The 11,288-nt window shown below is 73.1% G+C and carries 10 protein-coding genes; 5 read left to right on the top strand and 5 right to left on the bottom strand.

Annotation, left to right across the window (positions count from 1 at the left end):
* Positions 1–67 precede the first annotated feature (67 nt).
* Positions 68–349, bottom strand: a complete 282-nt coding sequence (locus tag H7827_RS07570; RefSeq protein WP_018845516.1) for a metal-sensitive transcriptional regulator — start codon at positions 347–349, stop codon at positions 68–70.
* A gap of 203 nt (positions 350–552) precedes the next feature.
* Here H7827_RS07570 and H7827_RS07575 point away from each other — a divergent pair, with 203 nt between their 5' ends.
* Positions 553–1,035, top strand: a complete 483-nt coding sequence (locus H7827_RS07575; RefSeq protein WP_432743646.1) for a GNAT family N-acetyltransferase — start codon at positions 553–555, stop codon at positions 1,033–1,035.
* Between the two features lie 84 nt (positions 1,036–1,119).
* Here H7827_RS07575 and H7827_RS07580 read toward each other — a convergent pair whose 3' ends face one another.
* Positions 1,120–2,346 (bottom strand): cytochrome P450, encoded by a 1,227-nt coding sequence (locus H7827_RS07580; RefSeq protein ID WP_386533166.1) that lies wholly within the window; start codon positions 2,344–2,346, stop codon positions 1,120–1,122.
* A gap of 231 nt (positions 2,347–2,577) precedes the next feature.
* Positions 2,578–4,596: a glycoside hydrolase family 31 protein gene (locus H7827_RS07585; protein ID WP_432743649.1), complete on the bottom strand. Its 2,019-nt coding sequence runs from the start codon at positions 4,594–4,596 to the stop codon at positions 2,578–2,580.
* A 73-nt stretch (positions 4,597–4,669) separates the two neighbouring features.
* On the opposite strand from H7827_RS07585, the gene H7827_RS07590 reads away from it, so the two are divergent.
* Positions 4,670–7,087, top strand: a complete 2,418-nt coding sequence (locus tag H7827_RS07590; protein ID WP_432743651.1) for a phosphoketolase family protein — start codon at positions 4,670–4,672, stop codon at positions 7,085–7,087.
* A 12-nt stretch (positions 7,088–7,099) separates the two neighbouring features.
* On the opposite strand, the gene H7827_RS07595 is transcribed toward H7827_RS07590, so the two are convergent.
* Positions 7,100–7,978 (bottom strand): helix-turn-helix domain-containing protein, encoded by an 879-nt coding sequence (locus H7827_RS07595; protein ID WP_432743653.1) that lies wholly within the window; start codon positions 7,976–7,978, stop codon positions 7,100–7,102.
* A 124-nt stretch (positions 7,979–8,102) separates the two neighbouring features.
* Positions 8,103–8,669: a DUF6328 family protein gene (locus H7827_RS07600; protein ID WP_432743656.1), complete on the bottom strand. Its 567-nt coding sequence runs from the start codon at positions 8,667–8,669 to the stop codon at positions 8,103–8,105.
* A gap of 69 nt (positions 8,670–8,738) precedes the next feature.
* On the opposite strand from H7827_RS07600, the gene H7827_RS07605 reads away from it, so the two are divergent.
* From H7827_RS07605 to H7827_RS07615, 3 genes are all read left to right on the top strand, one after another.
* Complete coding sequence (locus H7827_RS07605) at positions 8,739–9,731, top strand: NAD-dependent epimerase/dehydratase family protein (protein ID WP_432747948.1); 993 nt, start codon at positions 8,739–8,741, stop codon at positions 9,729–9,731.
* A 133-nt stretch (positions 9,732–9,864) separates the two neighbouring features.
* Positions 9,865–10,419 (top strand): RNA polymerase sigma factor, encoded by a 555-nt coding sequence (locus H7827_RS07610; protein WP_432743658.1) that lies wholly within the window; start codon positions 9,865–9,867, stop codon positions 10,417–10,419.
* On the top strand, positions 10,416–11,282 hold the full coding sequence (locus H7827_RS07615; protein WP_432743660.1) for a hypothetical protein: 867 nt from the start codon (positions 10,416–10,418) through the stop codon (positions 11,280–11,282). Before H7827_RS07610 ends, H7827_RS07615 begins: the two co-directional genes overlap by 4 nt.
* The last annotated feature ends 6 nt before the right edge of the window (positions 11,283–11,288 follow it).

The raw sequence follows: 11,288 nt of genomic DNA on the forward strand, positions 1-11,288 counted from the left end.
GCCAGGCCAGGCCAGGTGGCGAACCGCTCCGGACGGGGCGGGTGATCCGCCCTCGCGGCACCCCGACTCAGGCCAGAGAAAGGAACAGCTTCTCCAGCCGAGCCCGCATCTGCTCCCGGTCACCGGAGGCAGCCATGTCCGCATCGGTCAGGCAGTGCTGCAACCCCGTGGCGATGATCGCGAAACCGGCCTTGTCCAAAGCCCTGGACGCCGCGGCGAGCTGGGTGACGACGTCCTCGCAGTCCCGCCCCTCCTCGATCATCTTGATCACCCCGGCGATCTGGCCCTGCGCCCGGCGCAGCCGGTTGACCACTGTCTTCAGTTCCTCGGCCGCCATCGCCAGTTCCACAACCCACACTCCTCAGAGATACCCCCTTGGGTATCCTATCGAAGGGGTAACCCCCACCGGACGAAGAAAAATCCCCGCCGCTCCCCCACCACCGCCCGGCCAGCACCCGGGGACGAGCCGGGGAACCCTCTCCGGTCGGCTGAACCGAGCCCTGGCGGCGCGTGCTTCCTACCCGAGTGTCGGCCGTGCGGCACACTCCCCCCATGGTGCGTCTGCACATCATCACGTCGGATGACTGGCCGCTGTGGCAGGAGGTCCGCGTCGCCGCGCTGACCGACGCGCCGTATGCCTTCAAGGCCCGGCTTGCCGACTGGGACAGGGGCGGCCGGGAACAGTGGCGTGCCCGTCTGGACCTGCCCGGCTCCTACAACGTCGTCGCGCTGCGCGGAGACCTGCCCGTGGGCATGGTCAGAGGCATCCGCGGTGACTGCGGGACGAGCGAACTCAGGTCGCTGTGGGTCAGCCCTGCGGCCCGGGGTGATGGCGTCGGAGACCGGCTGATCGAAGCGGTGACGCACTGGGCACGGCGATCGGGCGCCACAACACTGAAGCTCGCGGTGATCCCGGGAAACGCGTCCGCCATCGCCCTCTACCGACGCAACGGGTTCATCGCCACCCAGGAGCTGGGGGAGTTGTTGCCCGACGGTATGACCAGGGAGCAGGTGTTGGCCCGGAGGCTTCCCTGATCCGCGTTACGTCCAGACACCCGCGCAGGCCGCTTCTCAGGGCTCCGCCCCGCCGACCGCACGGCCGGCGGGGCGGCCTTTTCGTTACCAGGCGACGGGCAGCTCGTGGAGGCCGTTCATGAAGTGACCCCGCTTCCACTTGAGTGCGTTCTCGGGGACGCCGAAGCGCAAGTCGGGGAAGCGCTCGGTGAGGGCTTCGAGGACCACCTGCAGCTCGACCCGGGCCAGATGGGCACCGATGCAGAAGTGCGGGCCCTGGCCGAAGCCCAGGTGCGGGAGCCCGTTGCGTTCGAGGTCGAGGCGGCCGGCGTCCGGGTAGACGTCGGGGTCGCGGTTGGCGGCGGCGATCACCGGGATGACGGCCTCGCCGCGGCGGACGGTCACCCCGCTCATCTCCAGGTCCTCGGTGGCGTAGCGGGGGAAGGAGAAGCCGCTGAGGATCGGCACGTGGCGCATGAGTTCCTCGACGGCGGCCGGGATCTGCTCCGGCTTGTCCACCAGGGGCTGGAGCCGTTCGGGGCGGGCCAGCAACATGGCCGTGAAGTTGGCGATCTGGTGGGCGGTGCTGACGAAGCCGGCGCTGAGCAGGTCGGAGGCGAGCGCGTGCATCTCGATCTCGGTGATCCGGCCCTCCTCGTCGCAGGCCCGCACCAGCATGCCGAACATGTCGTCGGTGGGGCGGGCGCGGCGCTCCTCGACCATGGCGCCCATGTAGGCGGTGAACTCCTGGTAGCGCCGGATGAGGTCGTCGGGCGTGGTGTCGTTCGACAGGATCGTCTCGGCCCAGCCCCAGAACAGATGGTGGTCGGGCTCGGGCACGCCCATCATCTCGCAGACCACGGCGGTGGGCATCGGCACGGCGAGGTGGGCGACGAGATCGGCGGGTGACCCGGCGGCCTCCATGCGGTCCAGGCACTGGTCGGTCAGCTCCCGCACCCGCTCGCGCAGCTTCTCCACCCGGCGCGGGGTGAAGTCGCGGCCCAGGACGGAGCGCAGCCGGGAGTGCTGTGGGGGGTCGAGGGAGAACAGGCCGTTGCCGACGCGGGCCCCGGCCCGGGTGCGTGGCTGGTCCTGGCCGAGGGAGGCGACGATGGAGAACCGGGAGTCGGACAGCACGGTCTTCACATCGGCGTACCGGATGGCGAGATAGGCGTCGTCGCCGTAGGGGAGCCGGACCTTGGTGAGCCGCTGCTGGTACAGCTCGTGGTAGACGGGGGGAAACTCAAGACCCGTCGAGGCGAAGGGGAAGGTGAGGAGTTCCTGCTGCTCCGGGTGCTCCGACGGTGCCTGCTGTTCCTGCTGTCCGGGCATGGGGGCGGTGTTGCCTTTCGTGACTGGGACATGGTGAGGGCGTGTGCCGGCCGGCACGGTGGCGGAGGGGGAGGGGCACCGGTGCCCGTGGGACGACGGGCCGGCTGGGGCGCCGGGCGGCACACGCCCTGTCCAGCATGCGGTTCCGGGTACCGCCGACGGGCACCCGGACCACCAAGATCACTCCATTGAGCGAGCGTGCGCGTACATTGCGTTACGCGCGCCGGTGCTTCACAGTCCTATTTCCCGCCCGGCGCGCACATAGCCGGGGAACTCCTGCGGCCCGCACCGCACTTCCCGCCAGCCCGGCCCCGTCACAGAGCCCTCGCCCAGCAGTTGCCGCCACTCCCCCGGCGGCACGTACAGATCGCGGCGCCCGCCCCGCTCCAGCACCGGGGCCACCAGCACGTCAGGACCGAGCAGGTACTGCAACTGCGCGTCGCGGGCGCACCGGTCCTCGGGGAAGGCGAGCGGCATCGGCCGCATGAGGGGCATCCCGCCCTCCGTGGTGGCCTCGGCGGCGCAGCCGGCGATGTACGGGGCGAGCCGGTGCCGCAGCCGGCACGCCGCGATGGCGGCCGACCGTACCGGCTCGGGGTAGGCGGTCGGCTCCCTGCGCCCCATCCCGTGGAACCGCATGATCGGGGTGAACGCCGCCCACTGCGCCCACCGCCCGTACAACTCGGGCTCCACGTCCGTGGGTACGGCGTCCGGCGTCATCCGCCGCCGCACCACGGACCCCGCTTCGAAGGACTCGGGCGTGTAGTAGCCGCCCGCGTCATGGGTGACCACCGAGCAGCCGCTGAGCGCCATGGACTCCACGGCGCGCACCGTGGACGCCAGTCCGCTCCAGCTGGAGGGCATGTCACCCGCCCAGTGCGCCGGGTTGCGCTGCGAGCCCGCCGTGCCCGAGCGGGCGATCGCCGTGAAGTCCCCGGCGCGGGCGCGCAGTCCCGCCTCGCGCACCACCTCCTGGTAGATCAGCCCGTAGGAGTTGCGGCGCTGCGAGCCGCGGCTGCCGTCGGCGAAGACCGCGTCGGCGGGGATCTCCTCGCCGAAGTCGGCGAGCACGGCGCTCGCGTGTTCCTCGCGCAGCGCGTCGGCCAGCCGCTCGCACCACCATTCGCGGGCCTCGGGGTGGGTGAAGTCGACGACGAGGGAGTCCGGGTTGTCGGCGGTGGGCGCCGGGGCGCCGTACACGTCCCGGACGAGGTAGCCGCGCCGGGTCAGTTCGTCGCCCAGCGGAGTGCCGCGTTTGACGTACGGGTTGATCCACAGGCTGGTGCGCACCCCGCGCTGGGCCAGCTGCCGGGACCAGTCCCGCGGAAAGCGGCGCCGGTCGGGCCCGTACGTCCAGGCGGCGGCATCCAGGACGTTGCCGGCCAGCCACTCGTCGACGTGCATCACGTCCACCGGGCAGCCGGCGGCCTGGAGTTCGTCGACGGTGCGGACCATCTCGTCCGCGGTGAAGTAGGAGGAGCGGCTCATCCACACCCCGAACGCCCAGTCGGGCAGCGGGTGCGGACGGCCGGTGAGGGTGAGGTAGCGGTCCAGGATGGTGGGGGCGTCGCCGCTGATGAGGAAGAGGTCGAGGTCATCGCCCTCGATCTCGATCCGGGCGGCCTCGGCGTGGGTGGCGCCGATGTCGGCGTCGACGGGCCCGCCGGTGTGCGCGAACAGACCCCAGCCGGCGTCCGACCACAGCAGCGGCACATTGAGGTAGGCGGTGTCGCGCCCGGCGGCGCGGTTCTCCTCGGTGTTGCGCAGTGTGCGGCGCCGGCCGCGCAGGTCGATGCCCTGGTAGCTCTCGCCGCCGCCGTAGACGCAGTGGCCCGGGTTGAGGTGGATGGTCTCCACCCAGGAGGCCGTGCGGTGGTGCCGGCTCGCGGGCCGGTACCCCGAGCGGAACGGCGCGATACCGGCCTCGGGCTCACTGAAGCGGTGGTAGGTGCCGAAGTGGAAGCCCTGCCCCGGCCCGCGTTCCCACAGCGCCCGCACCCCGGGCCCGGTGATCTCCACCCCCTCGGGGGTGGTGTGCAGCCGCGCCGGGCGGCGGGGGGCGTCCAGCAGCACCGGCGAGTCGTGATGGTGGACGGCGGCGGGCCGGTCGGCGAGCCGCAGCCGCAACACCCCGTCCAGCGGAACGGTGCACTCGACGCGGACGGTGGCCCCGGAGGCGAGCGTCACCCGCAGGAACGGGCCGTCCGCCTCCGGACCTGCGGCCGCATACGGGTCGGTGTGCCTAGACATCCGCCGCGGGTACCCGGCACCCCAGGGGCGAAACGGGCGTTTGGGGGCGCCCCGGTCCGGCTACCCGGCGCGCATGACACTCACGGTGGAACGGCGCGCCGCCGTCCTGGGCGCGGACGAGCTGGCGGCCCTGGACGCGCGCTGGCGGGCGGCGAACTATCTGACCGCCGGGCAGCTGTACCTGCTGGACAACCCGCTGCTGGCCGAGCCGCTGCGGCCCGAGCACATCAAGCCGCGGCTGCTGGGGCACTGGGGCACCGCACCCGGCCTCAACCTGCTGCACGCGCATCTGAACCGGGTGATCGACGCCCGCGCCCTGGACGCCATGTGCGTGTGGGGCCCCGGGCACGGCGGCCCGGCGGTGGTGGCGGGCACCTGGCTGGACGGCACCTGGAGCGAGGTCTACCCGGATGTGCCCCGGGACGGGGAGGGGATGGCGCGGCTGTTCCGCCAGTTCTCCTTCCCCGGCGGGATCCCCAGCCATGTGGCGCCCGATGTCCCCGGCTCGATCAACGAGGGCGGCGAGCTGGGCTACAGCCTGGCGCACGCGTACGGGGCGGCGCTGGACAATCCGGGGCTGCTGGTGGCGTGCGTCATCGGGGACGGCGAGGCGGAGACCGGGCCGCTGGCCGGCTCCTGGCACGCGAACAAGTTCCTGGACCCGGTGCACGACGGGGCGGTGCTGCCGGTACTGCACCTCAACGGCTGGAAGATCGCCAATCCCACGGTCCTGGCCCGGCTGCCCGAGGAGGAACTGACACAGCTGCTGCGCGGGTACGGCCACGATCCGCTGTTCGTCTCCGGCGACCGGCCCGAACTCGTCCACCGGGAGCTGGCCGGGGCGCTGGACGAGGCGGTGGAACGGATCGGCCGGCTCCAGCGCGCGGCACGCGGCGGCGCGGCGGGCGGGGTACGCGAGCGCCCCCGGTGGCCGATGATCGTGCTGCGCACCCCGAAGGGCTGGACCGGACCCGACCGGGTGGACGGGTTGCCGGTGGCCGGGACCTGGCGCTCCCACCAGGTCCCGGTGGACCAGGTGCGCGAGAACCCGCGCCATCTGCGGCAGCTGGAGACCTGGCTGCGCTCGTACCGCCCCGAGGAGCTCTTCGACGAGCGGGGCCGGCCCCGGGACGCCGTACTGGCCCAGGTGCCGCAGGGCACGCGGCGGCTGGGCAGCACGCCGCACGCCAACGGCGGGCTGCTGCTGCGGGAGCTGCCGGTGCCGCCGCTGGAGGCCGCCGCGGTGAAGGTGGCGCGGCCCGGCAGCACGCTGCACGAGCCGACCCGGGTACTGGGCACGCTGCTGACCGAGCTGATGCGGGCCACCGCGGCGCGCCGCGACTTCCGGCTGATGGGCCCGGACGAGACGGCGTCCAACCGTCTTGACGCGGTGTACGAGGCCACCGGCAAGGAGTGGGAGAGCGCGGTGCTGGAGGTGGACCGGCATCTGGAGCACGGCGGCCGGGTGATGGAGGTGCTGTCGGAGCATCTGTGCCAGGGCTGGCTGGAGGGCTATCTGCTCACCGGGCGGCACGGCCTGTTCTCCTGCTATGAGGCGTTCGTGCACATCGTCGACTCGATGGCCAATCAGCACATCAAGTGGCTGCGCTCCGCGCGGCGGCTGCCGTGGCGGGCCCCGATCGCCTCCCTGAACTATCTGCTGACCTCCCATGTGTGGCGGCAGGACCACAACGGTTTCTCGCACCAGGACCCGGGCTTCGTCGACCATGTGCTGAACAAGAGCCCCGAGGTGGTGCGGGTCTATCTGCCGCCGGACGCCAACACGCTGCTGGTGTGCGCCGATCACGTGCTGCGCAGCAGGGACTACGTGAACGTGGTGGTGGCCGGGAAGCAGCCGTGCTTCGACTGGCTGGATCTGGAGGGCGCGCGGGCACACTGCGCGCGCGGTGCCGGGATCTGGGAGTGGGCCGGCACGGAGTCGGCGGGCACCGGGCGGGAGCCGGACGTGGTGCTGGCCTGCGCCGGGGACGTCCCCACGCAGGAGACGCTGGCGGCGGCGTGGCTGCTGCGCCGGGAGCTGCCGGGGCTCTCGGTGCGGGTGGTGAACGTGGTGGACATGGCGCGGCTACTGCCCGCCGAGGAGCATCCGCACGGGATGGCGGACGGTGAGTACGACGCGCTGTTCACCCGCGACCGGCCGGTGATCTTCGCCTACCACGGCTATCCGTGGCTGATCCACCGGCTGACGTACCGGCGGGCCGGGCACGACCAGCTGCATGTGCGCGGCTACCGCGAGCAGGGCACGACCACGACGCCGTTCGACATGGTGGTGCGCAACGATCTGGACCGCTACCGGCTGGTGATGGATGTGATCGACCGGGTGCCGGGGCTCGCGGTCCGGGCGGCGGGCGTACGGCAGCGGATGGCGGATGTGCGATTCCGGCACGAGCGGTGGATCCGGGAGCACGGCGACGATCTGCCGGAGGTGGCCGGCTGGCGGTGGGACGACGGCGAGGGCGGCGGATCGTGACCGGCGGGCCGGTCACAGGACGTTGCCCGCCTCCTTGATCAGCCGGAGCGACTGCTGCTGGTCGAGGGCGCTGGAGAGCAGGTCGCTGAAGGCGTCCCCGTACTTCTCCACGTCGTCGGGGCGGCGGGTGATGCCGGAGCCGGCCAGGTTCTCCAGGTAGACGATGGGCCGCATGCCCGGCTGGCGGAAGCGGATCACCACGAACGGGCCGCTCATCCCGGCGTGCGCGCCCGCGCTGAACGGGACGACGAGCACCCGGATGTGCGGCTGCCCGGCGGCCAGCGAGGCGATGTGGTCGAGCTGGGCGCGCATCACCTCGCGACCGCCGACCGTACGCCGCAGCACCGCCTCGTTGAGGATGGCGGTGAGCTTGGGGGCGCCCTCGCGGCACAGCACCTCGCTGCGGGTCATGCGCACGGCGGTGAGGCGCTCGACCTGGTCGGCGGAGAGGTCGGCCGGGCCCAGCCGGTGGACGGCGCGGCTGTACTCCTCCGTCTGCAACAGCCCCGGCACGTACTCGGACTGGTAGCTGTGCAGCTGGGCGGCGCTGGCCTCCAGGGCCAGGTACGCCTGGAAGCCCGGTGAGATCACCGAGCGGTACTCGGGCGACTGCCACCAGTCCTTCTTGGTCTTGGTGACCACGGCGTAGCTCTCCAGGCGGGCGGCGGTCTCGGCGTCCGCCTGGTACAGGCGGCACAGCAGCATGACGTCGGAGGGCTTGACGACGCCGTCGCTGCCGGTCTCCAGACGGGTCATCTTGGAGACGGCCCAGTGGAAGCGGCGGGCGACCTCGCCGGCGGTGAGGCGGGACTCCTCGCGCAGCCGGCGCAGTTCGGTGCTCAGGTGCAGCCGGCACAACGCGGGTGACGCGGATTCGATGGTGCGGACCATACGGCCTCCTCGGTATGTGCCGGGCGTGCCTCGCGGTCGCGGTACGGAATCCGCGCCGGAGTGCTTCCGGGAGTATGCCGAGGCGCCGCGCGATTCTTCCAACGGATCGCGAGGGAACAGCAGTTCAGGTGTGATGCCGGGGCGGCCGGCCAGGACGCCGGGCGCGGAATTCCGTGCCGTGCATTCGGCGGCGGTGGCTGGGGCGCGGCGGCAGCCGGCGGGCGAGCACGGCGGGCAGCAGCAGCCACAGCCCGGCGCACGCGGCGAGGGCACCGGCCGCGGTGATCACCCCGGCCGTACGGGAGACCACCACGTCCACCACCAGCAGGAGCGCACCGGTCAGGGCGAGGGCGAGCGTCACCAGGCCAAGGGCGGCCAGGCGGGAGGAGACCTCGACGATGCGCCGCTTGGCGCCGCGCCGGAACAGCGCCCGGTGCAGCGCGGCGGGGGCGGTGAACAGGATGCTCGCGGCCATCGCCAGCAGCAGCGTGATCAGGTACGTGCCCCGCTGGAAGGCGTCGAGCACCGGGAAGCGCGCGGTGAAGGCGAGGGTGAGCAGGAAGGCGAAGAGGATCTGCACGCCTGTCTGGGTGACCCGCAGCTCCTGGAGCAGTTCGGCGAAGTTGCGGTCGTCGCGCTCGCGCGGGGTTTCCCTCCTGCTGTGCGCCGGTGCTCCCTCCATGACAGCCATTCTTCCGTCCGCCGGCCGGGCCCGCAGGCGCAGCGCGCGGCGGTCTGCGGCAGGATGCCTCGCATGCGTATGCGGATTCTGGTGCTGGGCGGGACATGGTTCCTGGGGCGCGCGGTCGTCGCGGAGGGCCTGCGGCGGGGGTGGGAGGTCACCACCTTCAACCGGGGCCTGTCCGGGGCCGACGTCCCCGGCGTGCGGCCGGTGCGCGGGGACCGCGGGCGGGTCGCCGATCTGCGGCGGCTGGCGAGTGAGGGGCCCTGGGACGCGGTCATCGACAGCTCGGCCGCCGACCTCGACCCGGCGGCGGTCGTGGCGGGCGCCGAGGCGCTGGAGCCGGTGGCCGGACGGTATGTGTTCGTCTCCTCCGTCAACGCCTACCGGGGCTGGCCGGCCGAGCCGCTCACCGAGTCCAGCGAGCTGTTCGCGCCCGCCGGGACGGGGTACGGGCCGCGCAAGGCCGCCGCCGAGCGGGCGGTGGGCGACCGGTTCGGCACCGGGCGCACCGCGTTGCTGCGGCCCGGCGTGATCCTGGGCCCCGGCGAGTACGTGGGCCGGCTGCCGTGGTGGCTGCACCGGGCGCACCGGGGCGGGCCGATGCTGGCGCCCGGCAGCCCCGGGCGGACCATCCAGCCGGTGGACGTACGGGATGTCGCCGCCTTCGCCCTGCGACTCGCGGGCGCGGCGGGCCCGGTCGGCGGGGCGTACAACGTGGTGGCGCCGATCGGGCGGGAGACGATGGGCGGGCTGCTGCACGACTGTGTGACGGTCACCGGGCGGCGGGCCGAACCGCGCTGGGTGGCGAGCGAGGTGCTGCTGGCGCACGGGGTGCGGCCGTGGACCGAACTGCCGCTGTGGCGGGCGATCGACGGCGGCTGGGAGGTGGCCTCGGACGCGGCGCAGGCGGCCGGGCTGATGTGCAGGCCGCTGGCGGAGACGGTGATGGACACCTGGGCCTGGCTGAACGGCGGCGGTCTCCCGGTGGACCATCCGCGCCGGGCCCAGCACGGGATCGACCCGGCGAAGGAGGCGGCGATCCTGGCCTCGCCGGGCGGGGCCGGCTGACGGAGCGCCCCGCCCGCCCGGGCCCGGAGCCCGCGCGCCGTGCCGCGCCCCGGCGTGTTTCTCCCCGCACCGGGCCCGCCGATGCAACCTTTTTGGCGGGCGCTCCGTGGTGGGGGGTGAAAGGGGGGCCTGAATGCGCCGCCACGAAGAACAGCACTTCCGGGACTTCGCAGCACAGGAGGCCGCCGCACTGCGCCGCACCGCCTACCTGCTGTGCGGGGACTGGCATCTGGCGGAGGATCTGATGCAGAGCGTACTGATCAAGGTGTACCGGCACTGGTCACGGCTGGAGCGGCGCGACGCGTTGCAGCCCTTCGTCCGGCGGGTGCTGCTGCGCACCTGGCTGGACGAGAAGCGCAAGCCGTGGCGCCGGGCCGAGCAGAGCTTCGCCACCCTGCCCGAGGTCATCGACCCGGCACCGGGCCCCGATCAGGCCGCCGACCGGTTGCACACCCGGGCCGTGGTGCGGCACGCGCTGCTCCAGCTGCCGCCGGGGCAGCGGGCCGCCCTGGTGCTGCGGTTCTTCGACGATCTGTCGGTCTCCGACACGGCCGCCGCGATGCGCTGTTCCGAGGGCAACGTCAAGAGCCAGACGGCACGCGGCCTCTCCACGCTGCGCCGGCATCTGGGCCTGAACCGCAACCCGCAGCCGGCCGGCGGCGTGTGGCAGCACGGGTGGGCGTCATGACGGAACGGGGCCAGGAGGAGGTCCGCCACATCCTGGCGAACGCCACGGCGGACGAACCGCCGCTGCGGCTGGACATGGACGAGCTGGTCGGACGGGCCCGCCGGGAGCGCAGACGGCGGCGCACCCTGGTGGGCACGGTGGCGGCCACCGCCGTGATCGCCGTCTCCGGCACGCTGCTGCCCACCCTGCTGTCGCCGTCCCCGCCGCTGCCCCCGCCGGGGCCCGCCGCCCCCGACGCCCCGACGACGGCCCCCCCGGCCGTCCCCGACGCCGTGGAGCCGGATCCGGTGGACCCGGATTCGGCGCCGGCGTCCGGGCTGTGGCCCGCACCGGCGCCGGTGGACTACGACCGGGACGCGTTCGCCGCGGTGACGGCGTACGCCACGCACCGGCTGGCGTCGGTACCGGACGCCAACGGGGGCGGGGGCGCGGACGGGGAGGGCTTCACCCTCGGCGCGCTCACCGACCGCAGCGTGTACCCGGGGCCGGGACAGCAGGTCTTCTCCTGGCACTTCACCGCGGCGCTGCGCACCGCGCGGGGGGAGTTCACCCTCGCCATCCGCCTGGACAGCCACTCCACCGCTTTCACGGAGCCGCTGTCGTGCGCTCCCGGGACGGCCAAGGACGGACCGTGCCGGATCGGGGAGCCGCAGGCGCACTCCCTCCCCGACCCGGCGGTGGGCGGGGACGGGGGCGGGGCCAAGCCCTCGTCCCGGATCGAGATCGCGGGGGTGGTGTCGACCCTGGAGTTCCGGCTCAGCGACTTCCAGAGCGTCACCGTCACCGTCACCGGCGACGAGCGGACCCCGGTGCCGCTCACCGAGGGCCAAATGGATGACATCGCCCGCCGTCTCATCGCATAGCGCTAC

This window comes from Streptomyces sp. JH002, assembly GCF_050916115.1.
Taxonomy (GTDB): domain Bacteria; phylum Actinomycetota; class Actinomycetes; order Streptomycetales; family Streptomycetaceae; genus Streptomyces; species Streptomyces xiamenensis.